Origin of the sequence: Bacteroides congonensis (genome assembly GCF_900130125.1) — a bacterium.
Classification (GTDB): Bacteria; Bacteroidota; Bacteroidia; order Bacteroidales; family Bacteroidaceae; genus Bacteroides; species Bacteroides congonensis.
Window position 1 is genome coordinate 1077236 of record NZ_FQXY01000009.1, and the last position, 16240, is coordinate 1093475.

Genomic DNA, 16240 nt, shown 5'->3' on the forward strand with positions numbered 1-16240 from the left:
ATGTTCAGACAGAATACTGTTAATATACGGCTGAAGCTATCACTTGTATAAATAGAATCAGAAATACCATAGCAATCGGATAAACGGTTGCATAGGCCACACTGGGGATATTACTGTCCACCATCGAATCGGCAGCAGCCAGACCGGGCGTACTTGTCATACCGCCGGTAATAGTTCCCAGCAAATCGAGCAAACTGATTTTAAACACCAGACGTCCTACAAGGGTTGCAATGAGCATCGGCGCCAAAGTGATGGCTGCCCCTACTCCGAACATCAGCAATCCGCTTTCCTGAAAAGTGGCTACGAGGTTCTTTCCGGCAGAAGTTCCTACTTCAGCAAGGAAAAGAAGCAGCCCCAACTGGCGCAGCAACTGATTGGCAGGCCCTGACATTGACCAAATGACGGGCCCTGTCTTACCGACAGCACTCAATACAAGAGCTACCATCAGAACTCCCCCAGTCAATCCCGGCGAGAATGACAGGCTTTCGGAGAAAGAGATATTTATTTTGCCGAACAACACTCCCAGTACAATACCCATTGCAATCGGAAAGAAATCCGTATCGGATAGTTTCTTCGCGTTATTTCCCAGCAGACGGGCCACGCCTTTAAGTCCTTCTTTCTCGCCGACTACCATCAGTTTATCACCGAACTTCAAAGCTAAATCGGGAGATGGAGACAAGTCGATACCGCTTCGACGGACACGGGTCACTGTACAACTGAAGTTTTTCTGTAAATTCAAGTCACCCAGTTGCTTGTTTATCATATCTTTTTTAGTCAGCAGTAGAGACTCGATTTCTTGTGTTTTGTCCAGAGGAAGCTCTCCTTCTTCACGTTTGCCTACCAACACTGCGAGTTGGTTCAGCGATTCTTCGCTACCTACCGCCTGTATATAGTCTCCTTCATGTAGTACGGTAGAAGCGGTAGGAATGGATATTTCTTCCTTATGTTTCAGTCGTGAAATGACAGCTCCCGTCATACCACGTGCATTAATCTGCATCAGGCTGCGGTCGAATACATTCGCATTGGTGATACGATAGATACAGGTAGTCAACTCCGGGAATTGGCTGCGACGTTCTATCTCCAGACGGCGTGCTTCTTTATCCAAGTCCACCCGCATTATTTTAGGCAGCAGTTTGACAAACAAAATCACCCCGATCACTCCAAACGGATATGCGATACCGTAAGCAATGGATGCCAAAGGTGAATGTGTGCTGTCGATAGCGACTGCCAAACCCGGCGTACTGGTTAGCGCCCCGGCAATCAGGCCAACCACACTGGGTGTGTCGATGTCGAACGCGTACTTCAGTCCTACTGCCGTGAGACAAGCGGAACTGATGATGAGAATGGTAATGATAATCAACGTCTTTCCCTTGCTACGGAAAGAATCGAAGAATCCGGGCCCTGCTTGAATACCGATGGTAAAAATAAAAAGTACCAAACCGAAATTTCCCAATTCTTTGGGAATGATGACGCCATAATGCCCGAAAAGAAGTGCGATAAAGATTACCGCAGACACATCAAGAGATAACCCCTTAATCTTAATTCTTCCCAGCATAAATCCCAACGCGACAATCAGGAAAATGGAGAAATAAGAGGAGTGTAATAAGTCAGTAAACATAAAAATAAAGGTTAGTTTGTTTTAAGGGCGCAAAGGTACGGATTTTATTTTAATCCGCACAACATTCCATCTTACAAGTGCCTTTCTCATTTTCAAATTCCAAAGTGGCATGATGAATACCTGCTTCATAATACCTACATATAATTAACGCCTCAACGCTTTTTCATTTCTTTTGGGTATTTTATCACTTTACGCTTCCCTGTAACTTTGCAACCGAAAAATTAATTAATCATTATCTATCAAAATTAAGTATGAAAATCTTAAACTTTTGGATGGTTGCCCTTATGGCACTGTCACTTTCAACAACATTTGTTTCTTGCAGTGATAACGACGACGACGATACAAATCTTGCAAAAGAAATTGCAGGTATCTACAATGGATATTCAATTGGTGAATGCAATATGTTCTCTGACTATTTACTGGGTGATAAGTCAAGTGCGACTATAACCGCCAACGAAGATGGGACAATCAATCTGGCATATAAGTCGGGATCAGGGGATTTCACCTTGAATAATTTAAAACTTTCTGCCAAATCTTTCAGTGGTTCGGGTGAGGTTGCGATGTCTATGGGGAGTGGCACAGGCAGCAGCTACGATTACACACTGGAAGGTAGTGTAAATGAATCCAAGGTATTGACATTAAAGGCTGATGTAGACATTCCGGCTCCTATGGGAAAGATGAAAATCGTGTTCGTGCAGGGAGAGACACCGATAACTTATAATATAGCTGCGACCTATCAGTATAACAGCTCATTAGCTATCAGCGTCGGAGACACATCTTTCGGTTCGACCGATGAGTGTAAGGCTGTTATCAAACGGGCATCGGACACAACGGTAGACATTACTCTAAGTGGCTTCGCCAACTTGTCAGGCGGCGGTGGTAATATGAGTTTAGGTAATTTCACCATCACCGGAGTAAATGTAACGACCGGAGCAAACGGAACCTACTCACTCAATCTGGGAGAATATGAATCCACTGACAGCACAGATAAAGTTATCACAGGAGAAAGCCTTAGCGGTACAATCACAGCAGACGGTACAGTCACCATTAATACTGACTTCAAACCGGGCAGTATGCCAATGGCAATTACCGCAGTCTTTACCGGAAGCAATACAACAAGTGCAGAATAAACAATCTAAATCAAAGAAATGAAAAGAAGCAGCAACGCTATTTTCAAATATACAATAATATTGGGAGCGACTATGTCGCTCTCTGCTTGTAATGGAATATTTGAAAACATCTATGATGACCCCATAGAAACCGAAATGGAAATCAAAGAGAATAAATTCTCACAGGTCAAGACTGTTGAATATACTGAATGGGCATATATCGACCTGTCCGCCCGTAAAGTTACCACCGTGCAAATCGGGGAAGAATATGAAGAGGAGATTCCCGAAGAGTGGGATTTCGCTATTCACCGCTATGATATAAAAACCAATGGTGGTGCTGCCTGCCAGACTTACTATACGAGCATTGATGATTTTATCGCAGCAGGAAAACTACCCGAAGCCGGAAAATTTGTCGAGGATGAATGGACAACAAACAAAATAGCCATTGATATGTCCGGCATGATGGAAGGAAATATCGTTTATACGGACTCCTATTACAATACCGTCTTATCCGGTTGGCTGAACGTGGATACTTCTACTATGCCACCTATCTATACGATGTCAAGCCAAGTCTACCTGTTACGCTTGAAAGACAATACGTATGCGGCTATCCGTTTTAGCAACTACACCAATGCTAAAGGCATAAAAGGATACATCGACTTCGATTTCTCATATCCAATCGAGTTCGATTAAAATAACCAAGAAAACAACAACAAGGAATGAAACATATATTTATCGTATCAATCTTATTTTTTTCTTTTATAGCAACCTGTTCCACATTTGCCCAACGGTCAACCTATCACGTCAGCGGACGCGTAACTGATGTAAACGGCGAACCACTCCCCGGCTCTACCATCGCTATCAAAGGAGCAGGAATCGGGGCAGTCACCGCACCTGACGGAACATATACATTGCAATTACCCGGAATCGGTACATATATCATTACCGTCTCTTATGTCGGTTATCAAACAGAAGAAAAAACAATCACGACCGAGAAGGGAAAGAAACTAAATTTCCGTTTGTCCGAGAATCAAGTTGACCTCGGAACAGTTGTTGTCACCGGTACCCGTACCCCTAAGCTGCTGAAGGACGCTCCTATCATCACACGGGTGATTACATCGGACGATATTAAAAAAGTAAACGCCAACAATGTCGCCGACCTGCTGAAAACAGAGCTTCCCGGCATCGAGTTCACTTTCTCCATGGATCAGCAGACTGCTATCAATATGCAAGGTTTTGGCGGAAATTCCGTATTGTTCCTGGTAGACGGCGAACGTCTGGCAGGAGAAACTCTGAACAATGTGGATTACGAGCGTCTGAATCTCGACAATGTGGAACGCATCGAAATAGTGAAAGGCGCGGCATCCACTCTTTACGGTTCGAGTGCTATCGGTGGGGTTATCAATATCATCACGCGTGAATCGGATGACCCCTGGAACCTGAATCTCAATTCACGCTTTTCCGAGCACAACGACCAGCGATATGGCGGCAGCGTAGGATTTAAAGCCGGCAAGTTCAGCAGTCTGACGAATGTACAATACAACAATGTAGATACCTACAATGTGGACAACACAGGAGATTTCTCCACTGTATTCGGAAGCCGGGTGTGGAACTTCAAGGAGCGGTTGATTTACCATCCGTTGGAAAGTCTCAGACTGACTGCAAGAGCCGGATATTATTTCCGCGAACGGAACAAGCCGGGAGATACTCAGGACAGATATAGAGATTTCAGCGGTGGACTGAAAGCCAACTATACCTTTAATACATTGAGTAACCTTGAAGTCGGCTATACTTTCGACCAGTATGACAAGAGCGACTATCAGGTACTCTATAAAAACGATGTGCGTGATTATAGCAATGTTCAGCATAACGCGCACGCACTCTATAATTATACTTTCAATGACAAGCATACTCTGACCGTCGGTGCCGATTACTTGCGTGATTATCTGATGTCCTACCAGTTCACGGACAATACTGATTATACCATGCATACAGTGGATGCTTTCGGACAGTTCGACTGGAATCCGACAGAAAGGCTGAATGTGATAGCCGGACTGCGATTCGACTATTTCTCCGATTCCAATGTCCGCCATCTATCCCCACACTTGGGAATGATGTATAAAATAGGTAACTGTTCGTTAAGAGGTTCGTACTCTCAAGGATTCCGTTCACCGACATTAAAAGAAATGTATATGGTGTTCAACATGGCAAACATGATGATGATTTATGGTAATCCCGACCTTAAATCGGAAACAAGCCACAACTTTTCCCTGTCTGCCGAGTACACCAAAAACCGCTATAACTTTTCTGTTACGGGATATTATAATTTGGTACACAACCGTATCAACACTGTTTACAGCGACAATCCCAAAGGGCAGATATATACCAATACCGACAAAGTGGACATCGCGGGAGTGGATGCCAACCTTTCCGCCAAGTATCCCTGCGGACTGGGTTTCCGCATGTCATATACGTTTATCCATGAGTTTATGCGCGACGACCAGAAGAAGTTTACGGATACACGTCCACACACGGCAACCGTAAGAATAGACTGGGGTAAAAACCTGAATAACATGGACTTCAATTATTCGCTCAACGGACGCGTGTTGTCCAAAGTAAAGACGAATGTGTATAACGACAGTTTCAATAACCCTTCTGCGGGAAGTCATGCTGCCACATATCCGGGATATATGATATGGGATCTTACTTTCTCTCTGGGTGTATTCAAAGGAGTCAACATGAATCTGGCCATAAACAACCTGTTTGATTATGTGCCGGATTACTATTACTTCAACTCCCCCACTACAACGGGAACCAATCTGACTCTCGGCCTTTCACTGGACATAGACCGTTTCTTCAAAAAATAGACAACAATAAAACTACATACAAAGCTAAAAATAAGAGAAATGAAAAAGAAAAGCAAAATCATCTCAGGTGTATGCATCGTTGCTGCGGCTCTGATAGGAATATCCGTATGGAATACCTGGTTCAGCGCTACAAAGATTGCCTTTGTCAACTTCCAGACCATACAACAGGGAAGCATCTCGAAAGCCAACGATAACTCATCCGTCAAACTTAGTGAAGTATCTCTCGACAACCTCGACCGCCTGGCAAGTTATGACATGGTATTTGTCAACGGCATGGGCTTGCGCATTGTCGAAGAGCAGCGTCAGCAAATACAGCAGGCGGCCGACAAAGGCGTACCTATATATACTTCCATGGCAACGAATCCCGCCAATAATATTTGTAACCTTGACAGCGTGCAGCAGAATCTGATACGCGGCTACCTGACGAACGGCGGGAAAACCAACTACCGGAACATGCTGAACTATATCCGCAAAGCGATTGACGGGAAAGTATCTTCCATACAGGAAGTGGAAGCCCCTGTGGAAAGACTGAGCGATATGCTGTATCATGCCGGACTTACAAATCCCGATGATGAACTGGAATTTCTCTCTGTCGCAGACTACGAGAAATTCATGAAGGAAAACAACCTGTATAAAGAGGATGCAAAGAAAATTATGATTACCGGACAAATGGCGGATGCCACCGGATTGATTGAAGCTCTCGAGAAAGAAGGCTACAATGTTTATCCTGTCCAGTCAATGACAAGATTTATGTCTTTCATTGATGAAATAGAGCCGAATGCTATCATCAACATGGCTCACGGACGTATGGGCGACAAAATGGTGGATTACCTGAAAGCAAAGAATATCCTGCTGTTTGCTCCGCTCACCATCAACAGCCTTGTAGATGAATGGGAAAAAGACCCGATGGGAATGGCAGGCGGATTCATGTCGCAAAGCATCGTAACCCCGGAAATCGACGGTGCGGTTCGTCCTTTTGCATTATTCGCACAGTACGAAGATGAAGAAGGACTGCGCCATTCTTACGCTGTCCCCGAACGCTTGAAGACTTTCGTTTCTACGATAAACAATTACCTGAATCTGAATGCCAAGCCGAATAATGAGAAAAAGGTTGCCATCTACTATTACAAAGGCCCCGGACAAAACGCACTGACCGCTGCCGGAATGGAAGTGGTTCCTTCTCTTTATAATCTTCTAGTCCGTATGAAACAAGAAGGATACAACATCTCCAATCTGCCTGCCAATGCTGAAGAATTAGGTAAGATGATACAGGCACAAGGAGCTGTTTTCAATACTTATGCCGAAGGGGCCTTCAATGAATTCATGCAGAACGGACACCCCGAGCTGATAACCAAAGAAGAATACGAAAGTTGGGTGGAAGAATCGCTCCGTCCGGAGAAATACAAAGAAGTAGTGGATGCTTTCGGTGAGTTCCCCGGAAATTACATGGTGACTCCCGACGGCAAACTGGGCATCGCCCGCCTGCAATTCGGAAATGTTGTCCTGTTGCCGCAAAATGCTGCCGGAAGCGGTGATAACTCTTTTCAGGTGGTGCACGGCACGGATATGGCTCCGCCGCATACATATGTCGCTTCTTACCTATGGATGCAACATGGCTTCAAAGCTGACGCTCTGATTCATTTCGGTACGCACGGCAGCCTTGAATTTACCCCGAGAAAACAAGTGGCATTGTGCAGCAATGACTGGCCCGACCGCCTGGTAGGTGCAGTGCCTCACTTCTATATCTATTCTATCGGTAATGTAGGAGAAAGCATGATGGCTAAACGCCGCTCTTATGCAACGGTACAGTCTTACCTCACCCCTCCCTTCCTCGAAAGCAGTGTACGCGGCATCTACCGGGAACTGATGGAAAAAATTAAAATCTATAATAACTCGCAGAAAGAGAATAAAGACCCGGAATCACTGGCTGTCAAGACGTTGACCGTGAGAATGGGTATTCATCGTGATTTGGGTTTGGACAGCATTGCCAACAAACCTTATACAGAAGATGAAATCGCCCGCGTAGAGAATTTCGCAGAGGAACTGGCTACGGAGAAAATTACCGGACAGCTCTATACAATGGGAGTTCCATACGAACCGGAACGAATCACTTCTTCTGTCTATGCGATGGCGACAGAACCGATTGCTTACAGCCTTTTGGCTCTCGACAAGCAGCGTGGAAAAGCTACGGATGCTGTCAACAAGCACCGTAGTCTCTTTACACAACAATACCTGACTCCTGCCCGTCTGCTAGTAGAAAGACTAATGGCTAATCCTGCATTAGCTACGGACGAACTCATCTGCCGTACTGCCGGAATCACACCGCAGGAACTGGCTAAAGCACGTCAGATAGAAGCCGACCGCAATGCCCCGAAAGGCATGATGGCTATGATGATGGCTGCAACAGATAAAAAGGAAAAGACGCAAGGCATGGCAGCCATGATGGCAGCTATGGGACAGGCTCCAAAAGAATATAGCAAGGAAGAAGTGGAATTCGCACTTGCAATAGCCGAAGTGGAACGTACCATCAAGAATGTAGGCAACTATAAGAATGCACTTCTGACAAGTCCCGAAAAGGAGCTTGGCAGTCTGATTAACGCATTGAATGGCGGCTACACCGCTCCTACTCCGGGCGGTGACCCGATTGCCAATCCGAACACATTACCTACGGGACGTAACATGTATGCCATCAATGCCGAAGCAACTCCTACGGAGTCTGCATGGGAAAAGGGTATCGCTCTTGCCAAACAGACGATTGATACTTACAAACAACGTCACAACGATTCCATACCACGTAAGGTAAGCTACACGTTATGGTCATCCGAATTTATAGAGACAGGCGGTGCTACTATTGCACAAGTTCTTTATATGCTGGGCGTAGAGCCTGTACGTGATGCCTTCGGTCGTGTCAGTGATTTGAAGCTGATTCCTTCCGCAGAGTTGGGACGTCCGCGCATTGATGTAGTAGTGCAGACTTCCGGACAACTCCGTGACCTTGCCGCTTCGCGCCTGTTCCTTATCAACCGGGCAGTAGGAATGGCTGCCGCCGCGAAAGATGACAAGTTTGAAAATCAGGTTGCTGCCAGTGTGGTCGAAGCCGAACGCGTACTAACGGAAAAAGGACTAAGCCCGAAAGATGCCCGTGAAATATCTACATTCCGTGTATTCGGTGGAGCTAACGGTTCGTATGGTTCGGGTATTCAGGAAATGGTGGAAGCCGGTGACCGTTGGGAAAATGAATCGGAAATCGCCGCCACTTATCTCAATAATATGGGAGCCTATTATGGTAGCGAGAAGAATTGGGAAGCCTTTCAGAAATTTGCTTTCGAAGCTGCATTAACCCGTACGGATGTCGTAGTTCAGCCCCGCCAAAGCAATACATGGGGAGCTTTAAGCCTTGACCATGTTTATGAATTTATGGGTGGAATGAACCTTGCGGTGCGGAATGTAACCGGCAAAGACCCTGATGCCTATCTTAGCGACTACCGCAACCGCAACAATATGAAGATGCAGGAGCTTAAAGAAGCCATCGGAGTAGAAAGCCGTACAACGATTCTGAATCCTGCGTATATCAAAGAGAAGATGAAAGGCGGAGCTTCCTCAGCCAGTGAGTTTGCGGAAGTTATCACCAATACATACGGATGGAACGTGATGAAACCTGCCGCCATCGACAAGGAGCTGTGGGATAACATTTATAATGTATATGTAAAGGACGAACTCAACCTGGGAGTAAAGAAATACTTTGAGCAACAGAACCCTGCCGCTCTGGAAGAAATGACAGCCGTTATGCTGGAAAGTGTCCGCAAAGGGTTGTGGAAAGCAAGCGAGGAACAAGTAGCAGAATTGAGCAAATTACACACGGAAATAGTAAATACCTATCGTCCGTCCTGTTCGGGATTTGTCTGTGACAATGCAAAACTCCGCGATTTCATCGCTTCAAACTCCAACGCACAAACTGCCGCGCAGTATAAAGAGAGCATCTCCAAAATCCGCGAAGCTAAAACAAGCGGAGATGATAAAGGAATGTTCATGAAAAAAGAAGAGATGAATCAGGCAGCGGAGCAACAGACAAATACATTGAGCAATGTAGCCGTCGGCATCGCCGTTATCATCGTTATACTTGCCTTGATACTCTTTGTACGCAAACGCCGTAAAAACAGTCAGGCATGAATCAAAAACCGGTAATTTAGATTTTGTAATCAGTAACTTGTAATGAACAATAATGGATACAGTTGTCCTTGTACTTATGCTTCTTACAGCATTTAATTTTCTGTTGAAGCAAACGTTTTGGAAAGCAATAGCGGTGGGAGTTATCGCCGCTATCTGCGCTGTGTTTGGCGGATGGATGTGGCCGTATGCCATCGAACAGTCGAAATCACAGATAGCCGACTGGCTTGGTAACCAGCCTTTGATGCTGGATACATCTGTGATTCTAAGTATTGAGGTCTGCATACAAATGACGTATGCCATGCTGGCTGTCCACGTAGCCAATGACTATCCGGTCAAGCCGCGCATGATAGTGATGTACCGTTTCCTTCGCTGGTTTCCGGGAGTATTGATTTTCCCGGTTTTATTCAGTGGATTAGTCTATCTCATCTTCGCATTTCCCGGTATTTCTTTTCAAACGATAGCCTGGAGTTATGCCGCTTTCATACTGGTAGTAATACCGTGCGGAAGATACCTGCTACTCTACCTTCTGCCGGAAAAGGAACTGCGGTTAGAACTCTTCTTCCTGACCCATGCACTGGTAGCCATACTGGGTATTGTAGCCACTGTGAACGGAAAGACTTCAGCAGCAGGTGTCAGCGAGATAGACTGGAAAGCACTATCGGGCGTGACAGCTATCGCATTGACTGGCGGGGTCTTAGGGCTTATCTGGTGGAACATCCGCAGCAAACGAAAAGAAAAAGCATGAATAAATAAAGAAAAAAAGAAAGAAGAAACAACTTACGATACTTCAGTAACTTATTCACTTACTAAATAATCAATAACAATGAACTACATATCAGATATATTGTATTGGATTTCTACAGGATTGCTCGTTCCTGTCATCGTGTTATTAATCATCCTTTTCTGCCGTGCCATCTTACTTGTCGGCAGTTTCTACGGTCAATATTTATCTATCCGTAAAACAGAAGCTTTGCTTCGCAATGAGCTGGGCAAGTTAACGCTGGATACTGTTAGGGAACTGAGTTCCAAACTACCGGAGAAATCAAGGTCACTCGTTATCATGTATATGCGTCAGATATTGGATGCCCGTGATACCCCGGCACAGGTACAGCGTTTGCTCGCTAACTTTGAAATCGCGGCCGACAAAGACCTTGCTATTTCCAAAACGCTGACAAAACTCGGGCCTATCCTGGGACTTATGGGAACACTAATTCCAATGGGCCCCGCCCTCGCAGGACTGGCAAGCGGTGATATCGCTTCCATGGCTTACAATATGCAGATAGCTTTCGCAACAACCGTAGTCGGACTGGTGGCAGGCGCGGTAGGTTTCCTCACACAACAAGTAAAACAACGATGGTATTTGCAGGATATGACCAATCTCGAATTTATCTCCGAGTTACTCAATGAAAAGAGGAACGAAAAGAGAGACGACACTAAAACCACAGAGAAATGAAACACAACTTATTACGAAAAGAAGAGGACACCGACCCAATCAGCGTAGTTTCAAACCTGTTCGACATTGCTATGGTTTTCGCTGTTGCCTTGATGGTGGCTCTTGTCAGCCGGTACAACATGACGGAAGTGTTTTCACAGGAAGACTTCACAATGGTGAAGAATCCCGGTAAGGAGAACATGGAAATTATCACCAAGGAAGGAGAAAAGATAAACCGTTATACTCCATCCGAAGAGCAGGATAAGAAGGAAGGGAAACGAGGCAAGAAAGTAGGTATTGCCTACGAACTGGATAATGGAGAGATTATCTATGTGCCGGAATGATTGAATATCCAAAGAGAGTGCATCAGACCTCTCTCCTTGACAAAATCACCCCTGCTACAGATATCTGTGACAGGGGTGGAATGTTTCTTAGCGAAAAATAAGACCTGCAAAATGTGAATCACAAACTCTCGTCTAATACAAAAGACTTCATCTGAACATCTCTACTATTAGGTCCTACCATAATAGAGAACTTTCCTGATTCATACACATACTGTAAATCTGAATTATAATATTTCAGGTCATCCTTTGTTATGACAAACTTAACTTCACGCTTTTCTCCCTTTTTCAAGAATACTCGCTGGAAGCCTTTCAATTCTTTTATCGGACGAGCAATTTCAGCATATATATCGCGCAGATAAAGTTGTACGATTTCAGTTCCATCCGAATCCCCCTCATTGGCGACAGTCACCGAGACTGTCAGTTTCCCATCCTCCGGCAAAGTTTCCGTACTCAACTGCATATTGCTATAGGTAAAAGTCGTGTAACTCAAGCCATATCCGAAAGGATAAAGAGGTTCATTACTCTCATCTAGATAGTTGCTGGCATAACGATTGAAGACATACGCGTCCGAATCGGGACGTCCTGTATTCAAATGATTATAATACAACGGAAGTTGCCCTACCGAACGAGGGAATGTAGTAGTCAGTTTCCCGCATGGAGATTTTTTTCCAAATAATACGTCGGCCACCGCATCCCCTGTCTCACTGCCGCCAAACCAGACATTCAGTATCGAGTGTACATGCGCATCCTCCCAGTTCAATATCAACGGACGTCCAGTAAACAGAAGAAGAACCACAGGTTTACCCGTTGCCACCAAAGCTTCCAACAAATCCCGTTGAGCATCGGGAATCATCGGATTGGTACGAGAAGCCGACTCCCCACTCATCTCAGCACATTCACCCAAGGCAGCCAAAATAACATCCGCACGGGCAGCCGTCTGCAAGGCCTCACTCAGCAATTGCGAATTATCCCCCCGTTCTAACGAACGAAGACCGGTGGCAGCCTTTTCCTGTTCCGTATCATAACAGATATTACTTCCTTTCGCATACAATATCTCCGCTTCGTCCCCTACTGCCGACCGAACGCCTTCAAGCAACGTCCCGTGACGGGAAGGAGTGCAAGTCATGCTCCACATGCCGCACATATTGTTGCGGGCGTCTGCCATCGGCCCTATCAAAGCAATCCGACCTTTCTTCTTCAAAGGAAGAAGATTATCCGTATTTTTCAACAGAACAAACGTTTCGGCAGCAATCTCTCGTGCCACAGCACGATGGGCAGTCGTATACAGCTCGTTTTCACCACGCAACGTATCGCAATATTTATAGGGGTAGGCAAACAAGCCCAATTTATACTTCGTTTCCAGCACACGCCTACACGCAGCATCAATCTGTTCTTCCGTCACTTTTCCTTCCGCCATAGACTCTCCTAACGTATTCAGGAAACCGCAGGAAACCATATCCATATCCGTACCCGCCAGCAAAGCACGCGCAGCGGCTTCTTTCAAAGGAGCAACTCCGTGGGCATCCATCTCGCCCAACGCATAATAATCTGTCACCAATAATCCTCGAAATCCCCACTCATTTCGAAGCAAATCAGTCAGCAACCATCTGTTGGCAGTAGCCGGGACGCCATCCACAACATTAAAAGAACTCATAACACTGCCTGCACCTGCATCAACAGCGGCACGATAGGGAGCAAGGTATTCGTTATACATACGCAGACGGCTCATATCAACCGTATTATAATCACGTCCCGACTCACTGGCCCCATAAAGAGCAAAATGTTTCACACAAGAAAGAATTTCATCTTTTCCCTGCATATTCTCTCCTTGGTAACCCCGTACATAGGCTTTTGCCAAAAGTGAGCCCAAGTACGGGTCTTCACCATTGCTCTCTGCAATACGTCCCCAACGAGCATCCCGACAAATATCCACCATCGGGCTGAATGTCCAGTTTATACCATCTGCACTGGCTTCCACTGCAGAGATACGTGCCATCCGTTCGACAGCTAACGTATCCCAGCTACAAGAAAGAGCCAGCGGAATCGGGAACACGGTTTCATATCCGTGAATAACGTCGGCGCCTACCAGCAGAGGAATCTTCAAACGGCTTTCTTCCATCGCAAGGCGTTGCAAGGCATATACCTTCTTCACCCCTTTCACGTTAAAGACGCCCCCAATCTCTTGATTACGTATCATCTCAGTCAATTCGCCACTCATGACAGCCCCCGTTACAAGGTCACCACCGGATGGCAAATTCAACTGCCCCAGTTTTTCACGAAGCGTCATCCGGCTCATCAAGCCGGTGACGAAAGCATTCATTTCAGTATCCTGTCCTCCGCCTGCCGGAGAACAGGAGAAGAACATCCATCCGCAGAGAATGCCAAGTATCAGTTTCGTTTTCCACATTTGCTTTTCTATCATCATTTAGGACGTTTTTCCGGTAAAATCGAATCTTCATTTTTATTACACATGCTGAAATCAAACGACACAACAGCTTTTATGTCTGTGGACGAGCTTCCGATGAGTGCTTCAAACTTGCCCGGTTCTGCCACCCACTCGTGTCGTTCGTCATCAAAGTAACTCAAAGCCCCCTTATCAATCGTCAGCGTTACTGTCTTTTCTTCGCCCGGAGCCAGTTTTATTTTCTTAAAGCCTTTCAGTTCCTTTACCGGACGCGGCAGAGATGATTTTTTATCACTAATGTAAAGCTGTACAACCTCCTGTCCTTCGCGCATTCCAGTGTTTTTCACACTGACAGAAAAGGAAATCTGCTCATCCGCCTTCATGATCTTTTTATCCGCCGACGGTTTGCCGTATGCAAAAGTGGTGTAACTCAGTCCGTGCCCGAAAGGAAACAAAGCGGGAATCTTCTTCGTATCATGCCAACGATATCCCACGAAAATATCTTCCTTATATTCTTCCTTCTCACCATCACCCGGATAACACAATTCGTCAAAAGCATGCGCACCGCAATCCGCAAGCCTGGCAGGAAAAGAAAACGGCAACTTGCCACTGGGATTCACAGCACCGCTCAACACATCCGCCAGTGAATATCCGCCCATAGAACCCAAATACCAGCCTTGCACAATGGCAGGCACTTTATTTATCCAAGGCATTTCCACCGCATTGCCACTCAGCAGCACCAATATCAGATTCCGATTGACAGTCTGCAACTCCTCTATCAATTCATCCTGTCCGAAAGGCAACCCATAACGAATCCGGTCACCCGCTTCACTATCCTGCTGATGGTTCTTATTCAGCCCGCCTACAAGTATCACTAAATCCGATTCTTTAGCCATCGCCACTGCTTCAGCACGCAATGAATCCGTCACAGTCTGTGGTATTTCCTCCACATTGCCGTACATCGGTTTGCCTGCCGCATATCCTTGTGTATAACGTATCTTATCCCCATACACGGCACGAAGCCCATCCAACGGAGAAGCCATATCCTTCACCTTCAATTCGGAAGAGCCGCCACCTTGGTTCAACGAACGTATTGCATTATCACCCACTACAAGAATACGTTTGTATTTCGATGCATCAATCGGTAACAACGGAGCCGATTTCTTTGCCACGGGAGCATTCTTCAACAACACAATCCCCTCATTTCCAATCTCACGCGCCGACTGATAATGCTCTTCATTCGTTATCGCTCCATAAGGTTTCCGGCGATTCATCGCCGTACGGAATATCAGACGAAGAATACGCGAAGCCTTGTCGTTTATATTTTCTTCTGCAATCTTCCCTTCTTTCAACATCTTCAGATAGGGATGGGCCAGATAATAGTCGTTGTACGTAAAGACACTTTCCGAAGTCAGTCCGTTCGTATACGACCCCATCTCTATGTCCATTCCGTTCAAGGCAGCTTCATACGTATCGTGCACACCTCCCCAATCACTCACCACCACACCGTCGAACTTCCAGTCCTCTTTCAATATCTTACGGAGCAGTGTTTCATTATGGCAAGCGTGCTGACCACGAAACTTGTTATACGCTCCCATCACCGTCCATGCACCGCCTTGTTGTACAGCCATCTTAAAAGCAGGAAGATAGATTTCATGCAAGGCACGCTCGCTGAGATACACATCGATATAGTCGCGCCACAACTCCTGATTGTTCAGTGCATAGTGCTTGACACTTACCGCCACACCGTTTTTCTGCACTTCCTGTATATAAGGTACACAGAGCGTACCTGCCAAATAAGGGTCTTCACCCATATATTCAAAGTTACGTCCATTCAGCGGAGTCCGGTAAATATTAACGCCCGGTCCTAATATCACATCTTTTTCCCGATAGCGTGCCTCCTCTCCCAATGCCTTGCCATATTTGGCGGCCATCTCAGGATTCCACGTAGCGGCAAGACAAGTGAGCGCCGGAAAAGCGGTAATGCTGTCATTCGTCCATTCCGCATAATGCCAATTATTCCAGTTCAATTCTGCCCGCACACCATGCGGTCCGTCACTCATCCACAACTCCGGAATGCCTAAGCGAAGCACGCCCGCACTGCTAAACTTGCTCTGTGCATGACATAGAGCGACTTTTTCTTCAAGAGCCATGCGACTCAGCGCATCCTTCACACGCTCTTCGACAGGTTTATCCTCATCCAGATATACCGGAAGCTGAGCATATACCGGCCTTACGACAAGTACGGACAAACACACCCATATTATCTTTATCTTAAGTTTCAATTTCATTTACA

The 16240-nt window shown here is 45.8% G+C and carries 10 protein-coding genes; 7 read left to right on the plus strand and 3 right to left on the minus strand.

Annotation, left to right across the window (positions count from 1 at the left end; all coding sequences use genetic code 11):
• Positions 1-19 precede the first annotated feature (19 nt).
• Entirely contained in the window at positions 20-1618 is a 1599-nt protein-coding gene (locus BQ7997_RS11160; protein ID WP_022137909.1) for an aspartate:alanine exchanger family transporter, read from the minus strand.
• A 251-nt stretch (positions 1619-1869) separates the two neighbouring features.
• Between BQ7997_RS11160 and BQ7997_RS11165 the strand changes: the two genes are divergently transcribed.
• From BQ7997_RS11165 to BQ7997_RS11195, 7 genes are all read left to right on the plus strand, one after another.
• Positions 1870-2748, plus strand: a complete 879-nt coding sequence (locus BQ7997_RS11165) for a calycin-like domain-containing protein (protein WP_073346287.1) — start codon at positions 1870-1872, stop codon at positions 2746-2748.
• Between the two features lie 18 nt (positions 2749-2766).
• Entirely contained in the window at positions 2767-3420 is a 654-nt protein-coding gene (locus BQ7997_RS11170) for an HmuY family protein (protein ID WP_073346289.1), read from the plus strand.
• A gap of 26 nt (positions 3421-3446) precedes the next feature.
• Positions 3447-5594, plus strand: a complete 2148-nt coding sequence (locus BQ7997_RS11175; RefSeq protein ID WP_073346292.1) for a TonB-dependent receptor — start codon at positions 3447-3449, stop codon at positions 5592-5594.
• A gap of 39 nt (positions 5595-5633) precedes the next feature.
• Positions 5634-9764: a cobaltochelatase subunit CobN gene (locus tag BQ7997_RS11180; RefSeq protein WP_073346295.1), complete on the plus strand. Its 4131-nt coding sequence runs from the start codon at positions 5634-5636 to the stop codon at positions 9762-9764.
• 52 nt (positions 9765-9816) lie between these two features.
• On the plus strand, positions 9817-10509 hold the full coding sequence (locus BQ7997_RS11185; RefSeq protein WP_044653196.1) for a hypothetical protein: 693 nt from the start codon (positions 9817-9819) through the stop codon (positions 10507-10509).
• 78 nt (positions 10510-10587) lie between these two features.
• Complete coding sequence (locus BQ7997_RS11190) at positions 10588-11217, plus strand: MotA/TolQ/ExbB proton channel family protein (protein ID WP_073346297.1); 630 nt, start codon at positions 10588-10590, stop codon at positions 11215-11217.
• Positions 11214-11540 (plus strand): DUF2149 domain-containing protein, encoded by a 327-nt coding sequence (locus BQ7997_RS11195; RefSeq protein WP_073346300.1) that lies wholly within the window; start codon positions 11214-11216, stop codon positions 11538-11540. The genes BQ7997_RS11190 and BQ7997_RS11195 overlap by 4 nt, the downstream gene beginning before the upstream one ends.
• Before the next feature lie 118 nt (positions 11541-11658).
• On the opposite strand, the gene bglX is transcribed toward BQ7997_RS11195, so the two are convergent.
• Together bglX and BQ7997_RS11205 are read right to left on the minus strand one after the other, a co-directional pair.
• Positions 11659-13962 (minus strand): beta-glucosidase BglX, encoded by a 2304-nt coding sequence (gene bglX, locus BQ7997_RS11200; protein ID WP_394333733.1) that lies wholly within the window; start codon positions 13960-13962, stop codon positions 11659-11661.
• Positions 13962-16235 (minus strand): beta-glucosidase family protein, encoded by a 2274-nt coding sequence (locus tag BQ7997_RS11205; RefSeq protein WP_083589214.1) that lies wholly within the window; start codon positions 16233-16235, stop codon positions 13962-13964. The genes bglX and BQ7997_RS11205 overlap by 1 nt, the downstream gene beginning before the upstream one ends.
• Positions 16236-16240: the final 5 nt, after the last annotated feature.